The organism is Mesorhizobium sp. L103C131B0, from assembly GCF_000502275.1.
Taxonomy (GTDB): Bacteria; Pseudomonadota; Alphaproteobacteria; order Rhizobiales; family Rhizobiaceae; genus Mesorhizobium.
This window is the reverse complement of sequence record NZ_AYXC01000001.1, coordinates 270,259-289,525: the sequence shown is the minus strand read 5'-3', so window position 1 is coordinate 289,525 and position 19,267 is coordinate 270,259. Positions and strand designations below refer to the sequence as shown.

Annotated in this window: 19 protein-coding genes and 1 tRNA gene; 9 read left to right on the top strand and 11 right to left on the bottom strand. The window is 61.3% G+C overall.

Going from position 1 to position 19,267, the window contains the following annotated elements; all coding sequences use genetic code 11:
- Positions 1-220 precede the first annotated feature (220 nt).
- Positions 221-1,423, bottom strand: a complete 1,203-nt coding sequence (locus tag X730_RS162705) for a cellulase family glycosylhydrolase (protein WP_032909816.1) — start codon at positions 1,421-1,423, stop codon at positions 221-223.
- Positions 1,424-1,478: 55 nt separating this feature from the next.
- Between X730_RS162705 and X730_RS162710 the strand changes: the two genes are divergently transcribed.
- The 3 genes from X730_RS162710 (at position 1,479) to X730_RS162720 (ending at position 5,832) form a co-directional block, all read left to right on the top strand.
- The gene (locus X730_RS162710; RefSeq protein WP_023825386.1) at positions 1,479-3,485 is read left to right on the top strand and encodes a heparinase II/III-family protein; all 2,007 of its coding nucleotides are present in this window, start codon (positions 1,479-1,481) and stop codon (positions 3,483-3,485) included.
- Positions 3,486-3,688: 203 nt separating this feature from the next.
- A complete protein-coding gene (locus X730_RS162715) occupies positions 3,689-4,681 on the top strand; it encodes a sterol desaturase family protein (RefSeq protein ID WP_023686296.1) in 993 nt (330 codons plus the stop codon).
- On the top strand, positions 4,678-5,832 hold the full coding sequence (locus tag X730_RS162720) for a GNAT family N-acetyltransferase (protein WP_023825385.1): 1,155 nt from the start codon (positions 4,678-4,680) through the stop codon (positions 5,830-5,832). Before X730_RS162715 ends, X730_RS162720 begins: the two co-directional genes overlap by 4 nt.
- 311 nt (positions 5,833-6,143) lie before the next feature.
- Here the strand turns inward: X730_RS162720 and X730_RS162725 are convergent.
- Positions 6,144-6,220, bottom strand: a tRNA-Met gene (locus X730_RS162725).
- A 235-nt stretch (positions 6,221-6,455) separates the two neighbouring features.
- Between X730_RS162725 and X730_RS162730 the strand changes: the two genes are divergently transcribed.
- The gene (locus tag X730_RS162730; protein WP_023699712.1) at positions 6,456-7,415 is read left to right on the top strand and encodes a Gfo/Idh/MocA family oxidoreductase; all 960 of its coding nucleotides are present in this window, start codon (positions 6,456-6,458) and stop codon (positions 7,413-7,415) included.
- A gap of 65 nt (positions 7,416-7,480) precedes the next feature.
- On the opposite strand, the gene mnmA is transcribed toward X730_RS162730, so the two are convergent.
- Positions 7,481-8,671, bottom strand: a complete 1,191-nt coding sequence (gene mnmA, locus X730_RS162735; protein ID WP_023683624.1) for a tRNA 2-thiouridine(34) synthase MnmA — start codon at positions 8,669-8,671, stop codon at positions 7,481-7,483.
- A gap of 257 nt (positions 8,672-8,928) precedes the next feature.
- Between mnmA and X730_RS162740 the strand changes: the two genes are divergently transcribed.
- Positions 8,929-9,204, top strand: coding sequence for a DUF1153 domain-containing protein (locus tag X730_RS162740; RefSeq protein WP_013529904.1), 276 nt, complete (start codon positions 8,929-8,931; stop codon positions 9,202-9,204).
- 64 nt (positions 9,205-9,268) lie between these two features.
- On the opposite strand, the gene X730_RS162745 is transcribed toward X730_RS162740, so the two are convergent.
- On the bottom strand, positions 9,269-10,198 hold the full coding sequence (locus X730_RS162745; RefSeq protein WP_023825384.1) for an NADP-dependent oxidoreductase: 930 nt from the start codon (positions 10,196-10,198) through the stop codon (positions 9,269-9,271).
- A gap of 91 nt (positions 10,199-10,289) precedes the next feature.
- Here X730_RS162745 and X730_RS162750 point away from each other — a divergent pair, with 91 nt between their 5' ends.
- Positions 10,290-10,691: a helix-turn-helix domain-containing protein gene (locus X730_RS162750; RefSeq protein WP_023699710.1), complete on the top strand. Its 402-nt coding sequence runs from the start codon at positions 10,290-10,292 to the stop codon at positions 10,689-10,691.
- 109 nt (positions 10,692-10,800) lie between these two features.
- On the opposite strand, the gene X730_RS162755 is transcribed toward X730_RS162750, so the two are convergent.
- Positions 10,801-11,178 carry a flagellar export protein FliJ gene (locus X730_RS162755; RefSeq protein WP_023669945.1) on the bottom strand — a complete coding sequence of 126 codons (378 nt, stop codon included), beginning with the start codon at positions 11,176-11,178 and terminating at the stop codon, positions 10,801-10,803.
- Between the two features lie 449 nt (positions 11,179-11,627).
- Between X730_RS162755 and ctrA the strand changes: the two genes are divergently transcribed.
- The gene (gene ctrA, locus X730_RS162760; protein WP_006203583.1) at positions 11,628-12,323 is read left to right on the top strand and encodes a cell cycle two-component system response regulator CtrA; all 696 of its coding nucleotides are present in this window, start codon (positions 11,628-11,630) and stop codon (positions 12,321-12,323) included.
- A gap of 85 nt (positions 12,324-12,408) precedes the next feature.
- Here the strand turns inward: ctrA and X730_RS162765 are convergent, their stop codons facing one another.
- Positions 12,409-12,777, bottom strand: coding sequence for a response regulator (locus X730_RS162765; RefSeq protein ID WP_023825383.1), 369 nt, complete (start codon positions 12,775-12,777; stop codon positions 12,409-12,411).
- A gap of 244 nt (positions 12,778-13,021) precedes the next feature.
- Positions 13,022-13,651 carry a histidine phosphotransferase family protein gene (locus X730_RS162770; RefSeq protein WP_023669947.1) on the bottom strand — a complete coding sequence of 210 codons (630 nt, stop codon included), beginning with the start codon at positions 13,649-13,651 and terminating at the stop codon, positions 13,022-13,024.
- Positions 13,652-14,042: 391 nt separating this feature from the next.
- Here X730_RS162770 and X730_RS162775 point away from each other — a divergent pair, with 391 nt between their 5' ends.
- Positions 14,043-14,579 carry an EipA family protein gene (locus X730_RS162775; RefSeq protein ID WP_245259859.1) on the top strand — a complete coding sequence of 179 codons (537 nt, stop codon included), beginning with the start codon at positions 14,043-14,045 and terminating at the stop codon, positions 14,577-14,579.
- A gap of 155 nt (positions 14,580-14,734) precedes the next feature.
- Positions 14,735-15,895, top strand: coding sequence for a hypothetical protein (locus tag X730_RS162780; RefSeq protein ID WP_023669949.1), 1,161 nt, complete (start codon positions 14,735-14,737; stop codon positions 15,893-15,895).
- A 38-nt stretch (positions 15,896-15,933) separates the two neighbouring features.
- On the opposite strand, the gene X730_RS162785 is transcribed toward X730_RS162780, so the two are convergent.
- The 4 genes from X730_RS162785 to X730_RS162800 all read right to left on the bottom strand — a co-directional run bounded on the left by X730_RS162785 (position 15,934) and on the right by X730_RS162800 (position 19,264).
- Positions 15,934-16,728 (bottom strand): RNA methyltransferase, encoded by a 795-nt coding sequence (locus tag X730_RS162785; RefSeq protein ID WP_023669950.1) that lies wholly within the window; start codon positions 16,726-16,728, stop codon positions 15,934-15,936.
- 71 nt (positions 16,729-16,799) lie between these two features.
- Positions 16,800-17,138, bottom strand: coding sequence for a metalloregulator ArsR/SmtB family transcription factor (locus X730_RS162790; RefSeq protein ID WP_023669951.1), 339 nt, complete (start codon positions 17,136-17,138; stop codon positions 16,800-16,802).
- A gap of 153 nt (positions 17,139-17,291) precedes the next feature.
- On the bottom strand, positions 17,292-18,062 hold the full coding sequence (locus X730_RS162795) for a HugZ family protein (RefSeq protein WP_023699709.1): 771 nt from the start codon (positions 18,060-18,062) through the stop codon (positions 17,292-17,294).
- 35 nt (positions 18,063-18,097) lie between these two features.
- A complete protein-coding gene (locus tag X730_RS162800; protein ID WP_023825382.1) occupies positions 18,098-19,264 on the bottom strand; it encodes a CaiB/BaiF CoA-transferase family protein in 1,167 nt (388 codons plus the stop codon).
- Positions 19,265-19,267 lie beyond the last annotated feature (3 nt).

Here is a 19,267-nt window from a genome sequence, read left to right as displayed (position 1 = left end):
TTTCCCTTGGCCCTCTTTCCCTTGTTTGCGTATGATCGAGGACACCAATCTACAGCGAATATATTAAATAGCTGCTCGGTGGAGTGATCTTAAAACTGAGCCTGATTTGGTTCGATCAGGCCCTCTCGGCTGCAACTGGAGACGACAGTCCTTGGGTTTCACGCGATTGATCGCCAGCAACCAGGCAGACCGCTCGAACCGATCCTGACCCGATGACGAGTTATGGCAGGCCCAGTGCCCGCAACATCTCCCGGTCCGGGATCGCAGGCCCCTTGGGTTGGATAACACTCATTCCGTAAGGATTGGAGAATTCCCAGGCCGACCACGGCATCGCGAAGCGTTCCGCCTCTCTGCGCACTGCCATGAGATAGCGCAGGCGATCAGCATCGAAAGCTCCCATGCGGCCATCCGCAGACATCAGGATAACGCCGAATTCGCCCACGAACAGGCGTCTGCTCGCTATGCCATGGGCTTCAGCCCAGTCGACCGCCTGACGGAAACCCGCTTCGAGCTGGCTCTGCCCCCAATTCTGCTCAAAGTATCGGGCGATCGTTTCACGCGCCGAGGCCATGTTCATCACCTCTTCGATCTGGCTCAAGCCGGCGGCGTCCATCTGCGCCTTGAGGGTTTCGGCGACCACTTCGGGCGTGCTGGCGTCGGCAGGCCAGGGAAGGCCGGAGGAGAAAGCGTTCTTGTCATCGGCCCGCTGGTGCGTGAAGCTGTGCGGATCATACATGTGGAAGCTGTAATAGACGTTGGGGTCGTCGAAGTTGGGGTCCAGGTTGACCAGTCCCGCGATGCTCCCGCCGCAGGCGCCGGTCGCGACGATGGTGAGTTCGCTGCTGACGGCGCGAATATCGCGAACCGTGCCTGCCATGATCCGCTGCCAGTCATCGCTGCCGCTTGAATCGCAAGGGTAGTAGGCGGGCTCGTTATAGGGCTCGAGGGCGACCTTGTCGGCGCCAATTTTGATCAGCATGGCAGCCACCGCCACTACCATTTTGCGATAGCGGGCAACACCCTCGCTGTCGGCCCCGCCATGGATCATTTCCATGCTGTAGGCCGGAACCTGGCTGACGCCATGCAGATCGAAAACCACCTTGAGCCCGCTTGAAACCACCCGCTGCACCGCAGCGGCAAGCATGTCCAGCGCCTGTTGTCGTTTGGCGCCCTCGCTGGCAAGCAGAGGGCCAGGGTCGACACTCAGCCGGACAAAGTCGAAGCCCATGGATCGAATGCGACCAAACTGGTCGCCGTCCGGCCAATCGGTGAGCGGCCTGCCGCCCGCAAGCCATTCCTTCTCGCTGCGATAGGGCGGCCATTTGTAGGAACCATCTTTCTCCACCGACGACCAGTTGAGCCATTCATGGACGCCAACGCCGCGCTCAAGCGGGATCGGCGCCGCCTCGGCTGACAAAGCCATGCCAAGCGCGCACGCTATGACGTAGACAACTTTTCTCATCGCAAAACTCCGCGTCATGGCCGAAGATATTAACCGCGGGAACGGAAAAGAGGATGCCGCCACACGCTTTTTCGACGGGATGGTGTATGAGGATCAAAATCTTGGCGGAGCGCGGATGAGGGTCGGGTGGTATTTCAACCGATTGCGCAGCATGGAGTTGGCCGAGATATTGCATCGGTTGGACGAGCAGCGCCGGAGGACCGTTTCGCGCCGCCGCGACAACGGCTGGCAGCGCTATGCGTCGCCGCAGTTGCACCCGGTGCTGCACGGATTGCGGAATGCTGTGCCGGCCGCTGCGACACCAGCCCAGCGGCAAGCTATCGAGGCGGCTGCGCAAAACACTCTTCGGGGCCAGTTTTCAGCACTTGGGCAGACCTGGCCACAGCGAGACCCCTATACTCTCTTTCCACCCGAGCTCTGGCGCCTTGATCCGGTGACCGGCCGGCTTTGGCCAGGCCCCAAGACCCATACTTTCGATATCGATTTTCGCCATGCCACCGGCCGTGGCGATGTAAAATATGTCTGGGAAATCAACCGGCTGCAGCAACTGCCGCCACTGGCTGCCCATCTGCTTCTCACCGGCGATGATCAATCCCGTGCGGCCATCGAGGCGGCGATCGAGAGCTGGCATTTCGCCAACCCACCATTTCGGGGCGTTGGCTGGGCCTCGGGCATCGAGGTCGCGCTACGAGCCATCAGCCTGATTGTCACGCTCGACCTCGTCGGCGACCGGCTTGGCGCGGCGACGCGAGAAAAAGTCGGTGAAATACTGGCGGCAAGCGCCTATTGGCTGCCGCGGTTTCCCTCCCGTTTTTCGTCCGCCAACAACCATCTCGTCGCGGAATTGGCTGGCGAATATTTGATCGGTCTGGCTTTCGGGGCCGAGGTGGCTCGCGAGTCGCTCCTGGCTGAGGTGCTCAAACAGATCCTGGCCGATGGCGCCGGGGCCGAGCAGACCCCGACCTACGCCGCCTTCAGTGCCGAACTTTTCCTGCTGTGCGCTGCGGCGGCGCGCCAGGCCGGACTGCCTTTTCCCCAGCCCGTCGAAGCGCGTTTGGCCGCTTTCGCCAATTTCGCAGGCTGGCTCCCGCCGAAAACCAGCGGCTTCGGCGACAATGATGAAGGCCGCGTGATCACGCTGGGGGGCGAAACCGATTATGTCGGATCGGTCGCGGCCGCCATCCGTGGTTTTCTACGGATGCCGGGCAGCGCACCGGAGCCTGGCGATTTTCGTGCGCTTTTCTTCGGCGCGCCACCGCGGCCGGCGCCGGTGCCGGATGGATTGCATACATTCACGCAAGGCGGGCTCTCCGTCTGGCGCGGCGAGATGAATGGTCGCAACGTCCATCTGACATACGACCACGGCCCGCTGGGCTACCTTTCGATAGCGGCGCACGGTCATGCCGACGCGCTGTCGCTCACCCTGTGCATTGACGGCGATCCGGTGCTGGTCGACCCCGGCACATGGCTCTATGGTTCGGGGGGAGGCTGGCGCGACTGGTTCCGCTCGACGCCGGCGCACAACACGCTGAACCTAGAGGGTAAAAGCCAAAGCATCATCTCCGGGGCGTTCAACTGGTCGCACAAGGCGGTTGCGACATTGGTGGAGAGCGAGCCGGGGCCGCACTGGAGGCTGTGTGCCCGACATGACGGGTACAAAGGCTGCTTCGGCGTTGTGCATCAACGCGCCGTGACACGCGATGGCGACGGCATCCTCGTGACCGACCAACTGCTCGGCGGCAGCCGCGTCGCTGAGATCGTCTTCCAACTCGCCGCCGACCTCCACGCCAACAGGGATGGAAACATTGTCGCGATATTGCGCGGCGCTGAACCTTTGATGACTATCCACTTTCCAGACGCAGCGATCCACATCCGTTCCGGCGGCGACACACCGGGCCAGGGCGGCTGGGTTTCGCCGCGTTTTGGTGCAAGGCAGCCAGCCGAACGCCTCGCATGGCGTGGCCAAGTAGGCGAAAAGGGAGTAGTCATCCGGCTCGCGCCAAGTCCGCCGCAGACCCGATAACGGGCAGGTTGCAGGCGCAGCGTTCGACATTAATTACGTTCAGATATTTAGCGGTTTTGACACCGTTGATCTGCTAATTTGGCCATGATTGTTCTGCCAGTCGCATCCCGATACACAGTTGCGGGCAGCATATGATGGGCCTGGCAATATGTGCTTCGCGACGAGCCGGATCACCATTTCACCACCTAGGAGCCACTGCATCGATGTTTTCGGAATTCGCCAGAGTGATCGTGGAAAAACTCTCACACATCGATCTGCTGACACTCGGTCTCCTGTTGCTCACGGCGCTGGGGAGCGCGGTGGTCGCCTACTGGCGAACGGTCGAACAGAAATCCTTCCGGGACTTTTTCGACTTCGCCTTTCCCGCGGAAGTCATCATGCACCCATCGGCGCGAGCGGACGCATTGTTCTGGATCACGAAAAGGCTGGTGATGCCCTTCCTGCTCATTCCCGCCGGTGTCACCTTCGTTGCCGCCACGGGATATGCAACAAACCAGGCAGTCGGCTGGCTCTTCAGCATCTCGCAACCGCTGATACCCGGCCCCGCCGGCCCAGTGACGATCATCCTCTTCACCGCAACCATGCTCGTTGCTTACGATATCTCCTACTACCTATATCACGTTGCCCAGCACCGTTTCCCGTTCCTGTGGGAATTGCACAAGGTGCATCATTCGGCCGAAGTGATGGTTGGGATCACCAAGGACCGGGTTCACCCCCTGGACGATCTGATGAACCGGATCTGGGACGGCGTCATACCGGGGATCAGTTTCGGCTTGTGGAGCCTGATTGCGCTTGATCCGGTCGAGATCGCCATATTTGGCATCAACGTCTATGTCATTCGCAACATTCTCATGATGGACTTTGTTCGCCACACGCATCTGAAGATTTCCTTCGGCCGGTTGAACGGCGTCATCTTGTGTCCGCACTGGCACCAGGTGCATCACAGTGTCGACCCTCGCCACTACGACAAGAATTTCGGGCTGCTTTTTTCATTCTGGGATCGCATATTCGGAACGCAGTTCATCCCGGATCCGGACGAAGACCTCAAGTTTGGACTGATAGATCGCGACGTACGCGACTATCAGTCACTTTTCGGACTTTACGTGCTGCCGCTCAAGAAAATGGCAAACCATATCATGCGACTTTTTCAAAAGCGCATCGATGTCGCGCAGCCGCAGGACCGTCTCCAACCATGAACAAAATGGCTTCGATTGACGCTGTTGGTGCGGAGCGACTGGAAATCGTCAGTTCGACGGATCGCCTGGCCGCCATCGAAGCCGAATGGGTAGACCTATGGCATCGTACCGATGCACTGATCTTTCAGAGCCATGCCTGGGTTTCGGCATGGTGGAGCACCGTGCGTGACCGCGCCCGGCGCTCGCTGCGGATCGGCCTGGTATGGAGCGATGACAGGCTGGTCGCTGTCATTCCCCTGGCGATCGGCAGACGAAAAGGACTTCGGCTCCTCGAATGGGCCGCCAATAGCTATACGGACTATGGTGATATTCTTGTCGCGCCGGAATGCTCCCTATCGGCCCTCCAGGACCTCTGGAACCGGATCTGTTCGGCGGGTGGCTTCGATCTTGCTTTTATCAATCGTCTGTCTCCGGATGCGGCAGCCCGCAGGATTTTTACACCGGCCTCTTCCAGCGGCGTCAAGCTTCGCGCCAATCACCGGGAGGAAGTCAGTTATCGCGTCGCTGGACAGTGGGCCAGCGGAGCAGCGTGGCTGGCGGACCAGCCGAAAAAGATGCGCCAGAACTATCGGCGCGGCATCAAGATACTGGAGGAAACAGGCGAAGCGAAATTCCGCCTCCTGTCGGCCGACGAGCCGCTGCAGCCATTGCTGGAGCGACTGTCGGCGCTGAAGCGCAGATGGCTGGAAAAGCACACGCGTGAATCCGACCTTTTCGAAGAGGGCGAGCCGGTTCTTGCCGCCCTGGTGGACGCGCTGTCACGCGCCGGTGTGCTGCGCATTTTCGTACTTGAATGCAATGGTGCGATGGTCGCGGTTTCCATCAACATCGTCCAGCACAACGTCATGATGGCATTCGTTACCACCTACGACCCTGATTTTAGCCGAGCGTCGCCGGGTGCGGTCCTGATTACGGAGTATATACAGTGGTCGTTTGATCACGGCTTGGGATTGGTCGATTTCCTCTGTGGCGGAGAGGCCTTCAAACATAGGTTTGCAACACAGGCCGTTACCCTCCAATCCGTTCTTGGGGCACGCACTGTGCAGGGCGCGCTCGCTTCTCTCGCTGATCGTATCTGTCAGACGATCCGCGTACGCTCACGCGGATTGGCGTCGGCTAACCCAGAGCGCCCGCCCGATGAGACTGCTTAATTTAGCTGGATAACTTGGGCATAAGCCGCCGAGCGTTGAGGGCTGGCGTGCGACATGGGCGCGCCATTCGAAAATCCGCGTCGATTACGCCTCGGAATCGGGACCGAATGGGTCCGCAGGTGGAGACTTCAGCCAATTCCCGCAAATCACGTCTCTCGAGGCACAGTTTGTTGTCTGCGAAGCGTCGCAACACGTTCGTTGGCGTCACAACGGTAGCAGGCTAGGTCCTGAAAATCATTGAAGATTTTTTCGGACAGGGCGCCTACCATAGGTCGGCGTTTTTTCTATAATTTCAGTAGCTTAAGGTAGGCTGGTAGCGGGAGAGGGACTTGAACCCCCGACCCCAGGATTATGATTCCCGTGCTCTAACCAACTGAGCTACCCCGCCAGGGCGGCGAAAGGCCCGAAATCCGCCTTAAATCGAAAGGCATTTCGAGGCGTTCGCCAAGGTCGCGCGGATATAAGGTTGGGAGGGCGAGCCTGTCAAGCATCGATGCGCGAGGGCGCCGGCATATTGTCGCCGGTAAAAGCTTTGCCGGGCTGGCATCTCCGGTAAGCCACCGGGGTTGAGTTCGACGGGGCACGCCGCTATGTCTCGGCCAAGAAATTAGAGTTTGAAGCTGATGAAGCCGCGCATTGCAGTCCTCGGTTGCGGATACTGGGGCAGCAACCACATCCGCACCCTCAAGGCGCTCGGCGCGCTACATGCGGTTTCCGATGCCAATCGGGCGCGGGCCGAAGGCTTTGCCAGCGAGCAGGACTGCCTGGCGATCGAGCCCGACCAGCTGTTCGTGCGTGATGATATCGACGCCATCGTCATGGCGCTGCCGCCGCAATTCCATGCCGATCTTGCCGTGCGCGCCGCTGAGGCCGGCAAGGACGTGCTGGTGGAAAAGCCGATTGCGTTGACCGTGCCCGACGCCGAGCGCGCCGTGCAGGCGGCCAGGGACAACGGCCGCGTGTTCATGGTCGGCCATGTCTTGCGATTCCATCCCGCCTTCGAGACGCTGAAGGCGCTGATCGACAATGGCGAGCTCGGCGAGGTTCGCTACATCCACTCGCACCGGCTCGGCCTCGGCAAATTCCACACCGAGAACGACGCACTGTGGGATCTGGCGCCGCACGATCTGTCGATGATCCTGGCCATCACCGGCACCGAGCCGATCGACGTCAGGGGCGAGGGGGCCGCACTCCTCGACAATCTCAGCGATTTCGCGCATCTGCACATGCGTTTTCCCAATGGCTTGCGCAGCCATCTCTTCACCTCGCGGCTCAATCCCTATCGCGAGCGGCGGCTGACCGTGGTCGGCACCAAGGCAATGGCGGTGTTCGACGATGTCGAGCCATGGGAGCGCAAGCTGGCCGTCTACCGCCACGCGGTGTGGCAGGACAGCGGCCAGTGGGCCTTCACCACCAACGAGCCGTCCTATGTCGCGGTCGGCCAGGGCATGCCGCTGACGCGCGAGCTCGAGCACTTCATCCAGTGTATCGAGACGCGGGCCGAGCCGCGCACCAGCGGCGAGGAAGCCATCAGGGTGCTCCGCATCCTGACGGCGGGTACAGTCACGCACACAAAGTCCTGAGACCGTTTCGAAACTCTGCCCTTAAGGCAGATCGAAACTAAAACTGTCTCCGAGAGGGGTAGTGTTTACTCTGCGGGAATCTGCGCCGGCCTGGCTGCGAGCCGGCTGAGCATGGCTTCGGCCTCGGCGCCGCGCTCGGAGCGCTCGATGAAGCCGCCGCCGAAGACGCGGGCTTCGTTGCCGTCGTCGGAATAGAGCACGCAGGCCTGTCCGGGCGCGATGCCGGACTCGCCGTCGACCAGTTCGACAAAGGTGCTGCCGGCGCGGTGATGCAGCACGGCCGGGCGCGGCGGCCGCGTCGAGCGGACCTTGGCGAACAGCTCCATGCCGGCGGCCGGAATGTCGGACAGCGCGCGATCGCCCAGCCAGTTCATGTTGCGCAGATAGATCTTGTGGGTCTCCAGCGCCTCGCGCGGGCCGACGATGACACGGGCCCGGTCGGCGTCGAGATGGACGACGTAAAGCGGCTCGCCCGAGGCGATGCCGATGCCGCGGCGCTGGCCGATCGTATAGCGCAGGATGCCGTCATGGCGACCGAGCACGCGGCCGTCGATATGGACGATGTCGCCTGGGTTGGCGGCAGCTGGCTTCAGCTTGGCGATGATGTCGGAATATTTGCCCTGCGGCACGAAGCAGATGTCCTGACTGTCCTGCTTGGCGGCAACGGTCAGCCCCATTTCTTCGGCGATGGCCCGCACCGCAGGCTTGGACAGCCCACCCAGCGGAAAGCGCAGATAGTCGATCTGCGCCTGCGTGGTGGCAAACAGGAAATAGCTCTGGTCGCGGTCGGCATCGACGGGCCGGAACAGCGCGCGGTGGGCGCCATTGGCCCCGGAGCGGATATAGTGGCCGGTGGCGAGCGCATCGGCGCCAAGGTCCTTGGCGGTGGCCAAAAGGTCGGCGAACTTCACCGTCTGATTGCAAGAGACGCACGGAATGGGCGTTTCGCCGGCGACGTAGCTTTCGGCAAACGGGTCGATGACCGCCTTACGGAAGCGCTCCTCATAGTCGAGCACGTAATGCGGAATGCCCAGTGTCTCGGAAACGCGGCGGGCATCGTCAATGTCCTGGCCGGCGCAGCACGACCCGGCCCGGTGCGTTGCGGCGCCATGGTCGTAGAGCTGCAGCGTGACGCCGACGACATCATAGCCTTCGCGCTTCAAAAGGCCGGCAACGACAGACGAATCCACACCGCCCGACATGGCGACGACGATGCGGGTGTTTTGCGGGCTGGCGGGAAGGTCGAGGCTGTTCATGGTTCTTTCGTTCTGCGCGGCGCTTCAATGGCAGTGGCGCGAATATAGGTCAACCACACCAGCGGCGCCAGCTTTGCGGCGGTGCCGATTTTGCGGGAAAATTGCGCGCCTGCCCGCCGTTGCCTCAAATGCCGACGAAAAGACTAACGCGGCGTTCATGATCCTTACCTACTCATTAGGGTTCGCTTAGGCAATTTTTAAAGCTGTGGCGGTAATGTGGTGGGGATTGGGTCTTTGAGTTTTTAGTAGAGAGTACGATGACCGATCTTGTTAGACCGCGAGTCAAATATGTTATTGGGCCTGACGGCAGCCCTCTTACGATTGCCGATCTTCCGCCGACGAATACACGTCGCTGGGTTATCCGGCGCAAGGCGGAAGTGGTTGCTGCGGTGCGCGGCGGGCTTTTGAGCCTCGACGAGGCATGCCAGCGCTACAAGCTGACCACCGAGGAATTCCTGTCCTGGCAAGCGTCGATCGACGAATACGGCCTTGCCGGGCTGCGCACGACGCGCATCCAGCAATACCGGCACTAGAGCCAGGACCACAACAGAAAAGGGCGCGGTAACCGCGCCCTTTTGCCTGTCGGTAATGCCTGCTTCAGACCGTCAGCACCACCTTGCCGATCGGCCTAGTGGCGAGAAAAGCGTGCGCGGCGCCCGCCTGTTCGAGCGGAAACGCCTTTGCCACATGGACCGCAAGCTTTCCCTCATCGACCAGTTTGCCAAGTTCGACGAGGCCTTCACGGTCGGGCACGACGGACATGCGCTCGACGCGGATCCCACGCGCAGCAGCCTTGGCTCGGGTGGTGTCGTGGATATTGAGCAGCGACACCAGGGCGCCACCGTCCTTCAGGACTGTCAGCGATTGGTCGGCATGGTCGCCGCCCATCGGCTCCAGCACCAAGTCGACGTCGCTGACCTCGGCGGTGAAATCTCGCTTGGTGTAGTCGACCACTTCATCGGCGCCGAGCGAGCGGACGAAATCGAGTTTCTTCGGGCTGGCGGTGGCGATGACATAAGCGCCGTGCGCCTTGGCGATCTGCACCGCCAGATGCCCGACGCCGCCGGCCGCAGCATGGATCAACACGCGCTGGCCGCGCTTCAGGCCGCCATGGCGGACAAGGCCTTGCCAGGCGGTCAGACCGGCCAGCGGCAGCGCGCCGGCATGATTGTGGTCAATGCCTTGCGGCTTCGGTGCGATTTCATCGGCCGGGGCCACAGCGAGCTCCGCATAGGCCGCGGCCTGCTTGGGAAAACGCGGCATGCCGAACACGGCGTCACCGACCCTGAGGCCGCCATCGACGCCTGGGCCTACCGCCTCGACCGTACCTGAAATATCCCAGCCCAAAGTGAAGGGCGGTTCGCCCAGCAATGGATAGTAGCCGGCGCGCACCGAGCCATCGACCGGATTGATGCCGGCAGCATGCACGCGCACGAGCACTTCGCCGGACTTGGGCGAGGGCGCGGGGCGATCGGCGATGACGAGGACGTCGGGTCCGCCGACTGAATTCTGGACAACGGCACGCATGGGAGGCTCCTGCTGGGGTTTCTGTGCCACTATCATTTGGATAGTAATATTCCCTTGTCCAGTATGTACCTTTTCCATATATAGGCACCTCATGGATAGTGATAATGATTGCGGCTCCGGCTATGACGCCTTCCAGCGGACGTGTCCTTCGCACGCCGTGCTCGAGATGCTGGCCAGCAAATGGGTCTATCTGACGGTTTGTGCGCTGCGCCGTGGCCAGATGCGCAACGGCGAACTGGCGCGTAAGCTCGAAGGCATCACGCCTAAAATGCTGACGCAGACGCTGCGCGTCCTCGAGCGCGACGGGCTTGTGCGGCGCGAAATCTTTCCGGTGATCCCGCCGCGGGTCGAATATGAATTGACCGAACTTGGCCAGAACCTGGCGGGGCTGCTCACCCAGATACGCTCCTGGTCGGAAGAGCATGTGCCTGACATCAAGCAAGCGCGGGCGAGGGCGGCGGCGAACCTGGAAAGGGATTTGGCACGGGCCTGAAGCTGCGGCCGCCTTACGGGCCGGATCAGCAGCGCCGGAGCCTTTTGGCGCGCTACACGCAAAGCAAAGCGCGGCGTCAGGCGGCGCCGGTCGGGTTAAAACCCTGCCGTCAGCCGATCATGGCGCTGCGACCGCCGAGTTCCGCGTCGCGGATCTTGGTGTCGCGCGATTCCAGCATCTCGGCCTTGGAAAGCTCCGCTTCAGCTTCGCCGAGTAATGATTCGGCAGCACTTCGCTGCTGGGCGAGGTCGCTTTGAGAGTTTCTGAGGTTATCACGGCGCAGACGCGCCGCCTTGGCGAAGGTCGGATAGGCAAAATGATTGATGTCGGTGATGCCGGCCTTCTTCTCCTCGGCGGTGATCTGAAGCTCCAGTTCAACGGCCATGCGCTCGAACTCGGCGATCATCATGTCGAGCTGCAGCAGCTGCCGCCGCTTCTCATTCACCTGAAATTGCTTCAGCCGAACGAGGTTTTCACGTGACTTCATGATTCGGTACTCCCGGAAACGCACACCTGCACATATCGTCCAATCCGCCCGCCAGGGCCTGGCGTCGCCCGTATCCACCGGCATTCCCCGAACTATGGGAAACAAATCCCTAAAGTTTTTTGCCGGCGGTAACCATTCGTTTACGCGCATTGTTAATCATAAGGGCGAGGACTTAAGGCCGGGTAAAAATTCCGGCTCCCGATACGGAAGCCGGCCAGCGAGTCCCTTGAGTCACTTAGTCCGACTTATTAATGTGTTGCATTAGCGATTTGGTTCTGTGATTCATCATTAGATTCAAGAGGGTGTAGAAAGGGGTTAAAAAATCTGGTACCGTCCTTGGTGCGGAATTAGGTTTTGTTAACCATTCGATGGCAGCCTCTGTTCAGGCAATCACTGCTCCGGTCCCGGATGGGTCGTGACATGGTCCGGCGGCAGAAAAGGGGAATGAAATGCGCGTTCTGCTGATAGAAGACGACAGTGCAACCGCTCAGAGCATCGAGCTGATGCTCAAATCTGAAAGTTTTAATGTTTACACGACCGACCTCGGCGAAGAAGGTGTCGATCTCGGTAAACTTTATGATTACGATATCATTCTTCTCGACCTCAACCTTCCCGATATGTCCGGCTACGAAGTCTTGCGGACACTTCGCCTGTCCAAGGTGAAGACGCCGATCCTGATCCTGTCCGGCATGGCCGGTATAGAGGACAAGGTGCGCGGCCTGGGCTTCGGCGCCGACGACTATATGACCAAGCCGTTCCACAAGGACGAACTGGTCGCCCGCATTCATGCCATCGTGCGCCGTTCCAAGGGCCATGCCCAGTCGGTCATCACCACCGGCGACCTGGTGGTCAATCTCGACGCCAAGACCGTCGAAGTCGGCGGCCAGCGCGTGCATCTGACCGGCAAGGAATACCAGATGCTGGAGTTGCTCTCGCTGCGCAAGGGCACCACGCTGACCAAGGAAATGTTCCTCAACCACCTTTATGGCGGCATGGACGAACCGGAACTGAAGATCATCGACGTCTTCATTTGCAAGCTGCGCAAGAAGCTCGACGCAGCATCCGGTGGGCAGAACTACATCGAGACGGTCTGGGGTCGCGGCTATGTGCTGCGCGAGCCGGAAGACATCCGCGTCAGCGCCTGAGCGAACACCATCCGATTGAATTTAATGAGAAAACCCGGCTCATGCCGGGTTTTTTGCTGTCCTTCTTGGCCGAGGACGTGCCGAGTCAGGCGGCAACCTTCAAGGTACGAAAACGTTCGAGCAGTTGCGGCCGGTTGAACGGCTTCAACAGATAACCCTGGGCGCCGGCGCGCTTTGCCTTCATGATCGAGGCAACATCGACCTCGACCAGTGAGATCAGAATCTGCGGTTTGACCGTGCTCTCCATGGCGCGAACCTGGCGAATGACGTCGACCGCTTGCATGTCCGGCAGGGCGCCGTCGACGACAATCACATCAGGCATCTCGGCAGCGCACATCTCGACAGCATCAAGTCCAGTTGCCGCTTCGATCACCACCATGTCGGAGCCGCCAAGAATCCGTTTTGCAACCTTTCTGATGACGCTCGAATCGTCGACAAACATGCAGCGCTTCATTTCCGGGTCCTCTTTGCCATGGTGCGAACCGGCGGCATCCGGGTATCGGGATGCACACTAGGCCAATCTGGTAAAGAAGCAGAAAAGCCGTTAGGTAAAGTTTTTACAAACATGTCGTTTGCAGCCCCATTCGGCAGGGGCGTTGCCGGCAATGAAACTTGCTTGTTCTGAATTGCCGCAAATATCAGCGGGAAAAGATACTTGATTGTTCTTGATGCTCGGACGTCCTGCCGAGCGGCTTCGCTCAGGCCGCGGACAGCACGATCTCTTCGGCGGTCGCGTGAATCGAGATCGTCATGTTGGCCTCACGCGCCAGCAGCAGCGTGTAGTAGGGCTGGACGGTATGGGCGTCGATAGGCTCCTCGGGCTTGTTGCCGGAATGGAGCTCGAGGAATTTCGGCGGCACGCGCAGCATCGGGCCGCTTGCGGCAAGCGCAAAGCGCGGCTCGGTGTCGAGGTTTTCCAGCGTGACCACCAATCTGCCACCGCGCGGGATGGCAGCATTGGCGACGAGCAGCAAATTGAGCAGCAGCTTGACCTTGTTCTTGGGCAGCAGGGCGCGAACCCCGTTCCAGATCAATTCCGGCTTCTCGTTCTTCAGGAAGGCGATGGCGACGGACTCGGCATCGCCGGTGTCGATCATCATGCCCGCCGAACCGGCGGCGCCGAAGGCGATGCGGGCGAATTGCAGGCGGGCCGAAGCGTTTCTGGCGCTCTGCCGGATCAGTTTCATGGCGTCTTCGTCGGCGCCGCCCTCGTCCAGGAGTTCAAGGCCGTTGTTGATGGCGCCGACCGGCGAAATGATGTCGTGGCAGACTCGGCTGCACAACAACGCTGCGAGATCGGGTGCGGAGAGAGAGAAAAGCTCAGCCATCGGCGAAAAATCCCTGCTAAAATTCACATCCTGGTGGCCGCGCGGCCGACAGCCACGCTCACCACCCGAATCACGCTCTCTCCCCCCCAGGCATTCTGAATACACAGCGCCCGAGCGTGCAGCAACAATCCACAATTCTTGTGAGAAAAACGGCATCTTTGCACAGGATCGGAGCCCGCGCAGACCGTCAGAAACAGCCTTCGAACCGCCATGTTCATGTGGGAGGTTAATGGTTGAAAAAGGATTACGGCATAGTTTGCCCGTAACAGTCATCCTTAACGGCCGCCTAAAGAGCCGGACGGGTGCGAGGCGTCGGCGAAAGTGCTCCCTGACGGAGATTGGAAGCATGGTTTCCCGATTCTACGACCGGACGTTTGTCCGCGTCTTCTTCATGGCGATTGCCCTCATGGGCGCTCTCGCTTTCTCAACCTCTGCGTCGCGGGCACAGGAATACACCGCTCAGGAGATCGTCGATTCCGGTCACAAGTTCTTCGGCGCGACGTCGGGCGGTCTCGCAACCGTCGTCGAGAAGATTTTTGCCTCCTACGGCCTGCCCAATGGCTATCTGCTCGGCGAAGAGGGATCCGGCGCGCTGATCGGGGGCCTGACCTATGGCGAAGGTACGCTCTACACCAAGAATGCCGGCGACCATAAGGTGTTCTGGCAAGGGCCTTCGCTCGGTTGGGATTTCGGCGGCGAGGGATCGCGGGTGATGATGCTCGTCTATAACCTCGACGACGTCAGCAATCTCTACAATCGGTTCGGCGGCGTTGCCGGTTCGGCCTATGTCGTGGCCGGCGTCGGCTTCAACGTGCTGCAGAACAACAGGGTGCTGCTGGTGCCGATCCGCACCGGCGTCGGCGCGCGGCTTGGCGTCAATCTCGGCTATCTGAAGCTGACGCAGAGGCCGACCTGGAATCCTTTCTGAGCGATTCCGACCACACTTCGACCCGATCAACAGATTCTGACCCGGTGCAGCTGCGGCAAACCCTTGCCGCAGCGCTGGATTTGCGTCATGCGAACATGGCAAAGTCCAGACTTGGCGGTTGCCGGATAGCGGCCCGCCCGTAACGGGTAGTCACCTTGGTTCAGTCGATCCTGTTCTTCGCCCTCGGCTTTCTGTGCGCAGGCTTTCTGGCGCTGCTGGTCGCGCCGGCCATCTGGCGGCGGGCGGTCGCGCTGACACGCAAGCGTGTCGAGGCGTCGGTGCCGCGAACGCTGGCCGAGATCCAGGCCGACAAGGACAGCTTGCGGGCCGAGTTCGCCATGACGACGCGCCGGCTCGAAATCAGCATCAAGACGCTGCGTGAGCAGGCGAATGAGCAACTCGTCGAAATCAATCGCGGCCGCGAGGCGCTGAAGGGCCTGGCGGTCGAGCGCAAGGACAAGAAGCAGGCGCTTTCGGAGCTCGGGGAAAAAAACGAATTGCTGCTGCATCGCGAGCAGCAGATACAACAGCTGTCGGACAGGCTTGCACAAACAGAGCGCATGATGGAAAAGCGCGCGCTCGAGCTGGAAAAGCTCGAACATATGTACGACGACGCGTCCTTCTCCTCCAGCAATCGTCAGATCGAACTGGTGGCTCGCGAATCCGAGCTGGAAAAACTTGCCAACGACATTTCAGTGCTGCGCGGCCAGCGGAAGGAGGCCGACAAGCGCCATCAGGAAGTCGTCGCCGAAGGCAAGGCCACGCGCGATGCCTTGAAGGCCGAAAAGAAAAGAACCGCCGACCTCGACAGAAAGCTCGAGCGCCTGCTCGCCACGCTGGCCGATCGCGAGGACAAGCTCGATCGCCGCGAAAAGGAACTGGCCCGGCTTCGCGAGCGGGTGAAGGGCGAGGCTACAGGAGGCGCCGTGGCTGCTGGCCTGGTTGGTGCGCAAGACAGTGCCCGCGCCAGGAACGAGGACATCGACAAGACGCTCGCCAAGCTCGAAGGCGACCGAGAGCGGCTCGAAGCCAGGCTGACGACGCTGGCCCGCGAAAACAAGCGGATGAAGGCGGAGCTTGGCGGTTCTGGATCCGCGAAGCCCGGGAATGGCCCCGGCAATGGCAATGATGCCGGTTCTGCCTTGCGCGAACAGATGAACAATCTGGCGGCTGAGGTCGTCCATTTGACGGCCAAGCTCGAAGGACCCGATTCACCGATCGCCAAGGCGCTGGCGGCGCCGCAGGAAACGCGGTCAGGAACCACCAGCCTGGCCGATCGCGTGCGGGCGTTGCAGAAGGCAGATTTGCCGAGCTGAGTTTCAAGCCCCGGCTTGGAATTGCCTGACTACGCCTATCAGGGCGAAAAATGGTGCAGCGCAATGGCTGACGCGGCAGCAACATTCAGGCTGTCGAACCCTTCCGACATCGCGATCCGCACCGTCCGCAGGCGGGCAAGCAGGCTCTCCGGGAGGCCCTCGCCTTCGGTGCCGAGATAGAGCGCCAGTCGTTTCGGTCGCGCGGCATCACGAATGTCAGCCTCACCACGCGGCGACAAAGCGACCTGGCCGAAGCCCAACTCGCCGAGCTTCGCGATGAAAGCTTCAGTGTCGCCGAAGGACGCAAAGGGCACCTTCAACGCGGCGCCGACGGAGACGCGGATCGCCTTGCGATACAGTGGGTCGCAACAGGTGGCGTCGACGAAGACGGCATCGGCGCCGAAGGCGGCGGCATTGCGGAAGATCGATCCGATATTGTCATGGTTGGCGATGCCGATGAGAACGACGATCAACGCTTCGGCAGGCAAGGTGTCGAGCAAGGCCTCGGCGGGCTGTGGCGTGCCCTTGCTGCCGATCGCCAATATACCGCGATGCACGTGGAAGCCGGCGATCCTGTCCATGACGGCGCTTGCCGCAACGTAGACCGGCAGGTCGGCAGGGGCCTTGCGCAGGATGTCGTCGAGCCCGGCCAGCCGGTTTTCGAGGACCAGGACCGACTCCGCAGCAAAGCGTCCGGCTGACAGCAGGACGTCCAGCACCACCTTGCCTTCGGCAACGAACCGGCCATGGCGGCCGGTGAGATCGCGCTCGCGGATGTCGAGATAGGCGGCGACCCGCGGATCGCGCGCGTCGTCGATCTGGATCGGATCCATCAATACCTCGGCCGGCGAAAAATCGTCAGCGAGGTAAGGAGCGATCGGAGTCGCCAGTCAAGCCCTGCAGGTCAAGTCCCGGCGCGGCGCAGACGCGTTGCCATCTGGGACAAGTCGCCTATCCCGAAAATGCCGTCCAGCATGCGCAACAGTTCGCGCACCGCTTCGGACTTGCAGGAATAGTAGATCATCTGCCGGTCGCGGCGGGTCTCGACAAGATCGAGCGCCCTGAGCTTGGCCAGATGTTGCGACAAAGCGGACTGGCTGAGCATCACCTTTTCGGCGATGGCGCCGACCGACATTTCACCGTCGGCCAGATAGCTCATGATCAAGAGCCGCTTTTCGTTGCCCATAAGGGTCAGAAATGTCGCCGCCGATTCGGCATTGGCGATTAGTTTGGTCGAGACCATCGATGCCCCATGTTTTCCTGCTCATCCAAACGCTATGGGGGCAAATAGCGTTGGCTGCTATAATTCAGCTATGGATCACGCTGCTGATTCAGCGTCGCCTGAATCGTAGATCATTTCGCCCAAATCTCAAGACGTGCTTTTGATTCATGACGATTATCCTTGCGTAGCTGGCGCACGACCGGCTTTGGCCATGTCGACCAGAACCGGCCGCAGGTCGCGCGCGGTCTTCAATGGCTGCGGAAAATAGACCCTGCAAACGGTGTCGCCCGATGCCAGGTCCATGCCATCGGCATCGAAGCCGGTCATGGTCCAACCATCACCTTCAACCCTGGCGAAATGATGGGCATAGACGGCGATGGCGTCGAGATGGTCGGCATTCATGTGGTCGAGAGCGGATTGTTCGCTGGCGGCCAGCTCGTCGACGATCAACCCCTCGGTGATGAGATCGGCACGGTCGAGCAGGTAGGCCTTGCCGAAGCCGCCATTCAGGCTGGCGCGCTCCGGCTCGAGGCGAAAGATCGAGAAATCGCCGAGCCCGGCATAGAGCTTTGCCTTGGGATTGCGGTTGAGATAGCGCCGCTCGGCGCGGGTATGCGCGCTCGACCCGCGTTCCAGCGGCTGCGCCCGGCAGACCAGCGTTATCCTGGGATGCGCCAGCGGATCGCCCTTGCCGGGTTCGCCGGCAAGCAGCGAGCAGCGCGGCTCGGCAAGGATGGCGCCGGTATGGGCTGACAGCGCCGAGACAAGGATCAGAGGCGTGCCATCGATGTCGGTGGCGACTCCGACCCTGGAGGCCAGCGGTGCGCCGGTCGACGGCTCGATCACCGCGAGGGCGCCGAAACGGGCGCTGCGGATCAGCGTTGCGGCCAGCCTGATCGCCTCGGCGTCCGTCGCGCGAATGACGTCCTTCTTCGGCTGGTCCAAAATGCCCACCAGGTAAGTTGATTTTCTAAATCCAGTTATTGGCCAATCATGCCGGCTTTGACAAGCGCTTTGATCTCGGCTGTCGAAAAGCCGAAGCGCGCCAGCACGGTCTGGGGCAGCTGATCGTCATCTTCAGACATGCCGGCAAGCGCCGGCTGCGAGGCCGAGAAGCGTGGCGCGGGCGCGGGGCGCTCGAGCGCACCGGCCTTCACAAATGCGTGACGCGCCCGGCTGTGCGGATGATCCCTGGCTTCGGCCAGCGACAGAACCGGCGCCACGCAGGCATCGCTTGCGGCAAACAGCGCGTCCCAGTCGTCGCGTGTCTTCTGCCGGAACCGGTCGGCAATGGCCGCGCGCATGTCCGGCCACAACGCCTTGTCGTATTGGCCGCGGACAAAATCCTCGCCGAGCGGCAGCAGCCTTGCGAATGCGGCGAAGAAGCGCGGCTCAAGGCAGCCGACCGCAACGTGGCGTGCGTCCGCCGTCTCATAGGTGTCGTAGAAGGGCGCACCGGAATCGAGCAGGTTGGCGCCGCGCCGGTCGCTCCACAGACCTGCCGACATGAAGGCGTGTATGGGGGCCACCAGCATCGAAGCGCCCTCGACCATCGCCGCGTCGATCACCTGGCCTTTGCCGGAGCGCGAGCGCTCGAACAGCGCTGCAAGCACCCCGGCGATCAGCATCATGGCGCCGCCGCCATTGTCGGCGATCAGATTCAGCGGCGGCACCGGCCGGCCTTCCTCCCGGCCTATGGCATGCAACACACCGGAATAGGCGAGGTAGGTGATGTCGTGGCCGGCGCGACCTGCGAGCGGCCCGTCCTGGCCGAAGCCGGTCATGCGGCCGTAAATCAGCGCCGGATTGCGCGCCAATGCAGCATCCGGGCCGAGACCAAGCCGCTCCATCACACCGGGGCGAAAGCCTTCGACAAACAGATCGGCCTTTTCGGCAAGGCGCAGCAGCAGTTCCGTTACTTTGGCCTGCTTGAGGTCGACGCGCAGGATGGAGCGGCCGTGACGGTCGAGATTGTACGCATCGGAGAGCGGCAGCAGGGGTTGGTCCGAACCGGTGCGCTCGATGCGCAGCACCTCGGCGCCCATCTCCGACAGCATCAGCCCGGCCAGAGGCACCGGGCCGAGCCCAGCCATCTCGATGACTTTCAGGCCGGCCAGCGGACCGGTCTTCACTGCGCCGGCCGCCATGGC

Coding starts and splice junctions, on each gene's coding strand:
- X730_RS162730 (WP_023699712.1), top strand. CDS start 6,456: ATGAAGCCGCGCATTGCAGTCCTCGGTTGCGGATACTGGGGCAGCAAC.
- X730_RS162745 (WP_023825384.1), bottom strand. CDS start 10,198: ATGCGTGCCGTTGTCCAGAATTCAGTCGGCGGACCCGACGTCCTCGTC.
- X730_RS162770 (WP_023669947.1), bottom strand. CDS start 13,651: ATGGCTGAGCTTTTCTCTCTCTCCGCACCCGATCTCGCAGCGTTGTTG.
- X730_RS162775 (WP_245259859.1), top strand. CDS start 14,043: ATGGCGATTGCCCTCATGGGCGCTCTCGCTTTCTCAACCTCTGCGTCG.
- X730_RS162740 (WP_013529904.1), top strand. CDS start 8,929: ATGACCGATCTTGTTAGACCGCGAGTCAAATATGTTATTGGGCCTGAC.
- X730_RS162720 (WP_023825385.1), top strand. CDS start 4,678: ATGAACAAAATGGCTTCGATTGACGCTGTTGGTGCGGAGCGACTGGAA.
- X730_RS162800 (WP_023825382.1), bottom strand. CDS start 19,264: ATGGCGGCCGGCGCAGTGAAGACCGGTCCGCTGGCCGGCCTGAAAGTC.
- X730_RS162790 (WP_023669951.1), bottom strand. CDS start 17,138: ATGGTCTCGACCAAACTAATCGCCAATGCCGAATCGGCGGCGACATTT.
- mnmA (WP_023683624.1), bottom strand. CDS start 8,671: ATGAACAGCCTCGACCTTCCCGCCAGCCCGCAAAACACCCGCATCGTC.
- X730_RS162785 (WP_023669950.1), bottom strand. CDS start 16,728: ATGGATCCGATCCAGATCGACGACGCGCGCGATCCGCGGGTCGCCGCC.
- X730_RS162750 (WP_023699710.1), top strand. CDS start 10,290: ATGGATAGTGATAATGATTGCGGCTCCGGCTATGACGCCTTCCAGCGG.
- X730_RS162710 (WP_023825386.1), top strand. CDS start 1,479: ATGGCCGAAGATATTAACCGCGGGAACGGAAAAGAGGATGCCGCCACA.
- X730_RS162715 (WP_023686296.1), top strand. CDS start 3,689: ATGTTTTCGGAATTCGCCAGAGTGATCGTGGAAAAACTCTCACACATC.
- ctrA (WP_006203583.1), top strand. CDS start 11,628: ATGCGCGTTCTGCTGATAGAAGACGACAGTGCAACCGCTCAGAGCATC.
- X730_RS162755 (WP_023669945.1), bottom strand. CDS start 11,178: ATGAAGTCACGTGAAAACCTCGTTCGGCTGAAGCAATTTCAGGTGAAT.
- X730_RS162705 (WP_032909816.1), bottom strand. CDS start 1,423: ATGGCTTTGTCAGCCGAGGCGGCGCCGATCCCGCTTGAGCGCGGCGTT.
- X730_RS162765 (WP_023825383.1), bottom strand. CDS start 12,777: ATGAAGCGCTGCATGTTTGTCGACGATTCGAGCGTCATCAGAAAGGTT.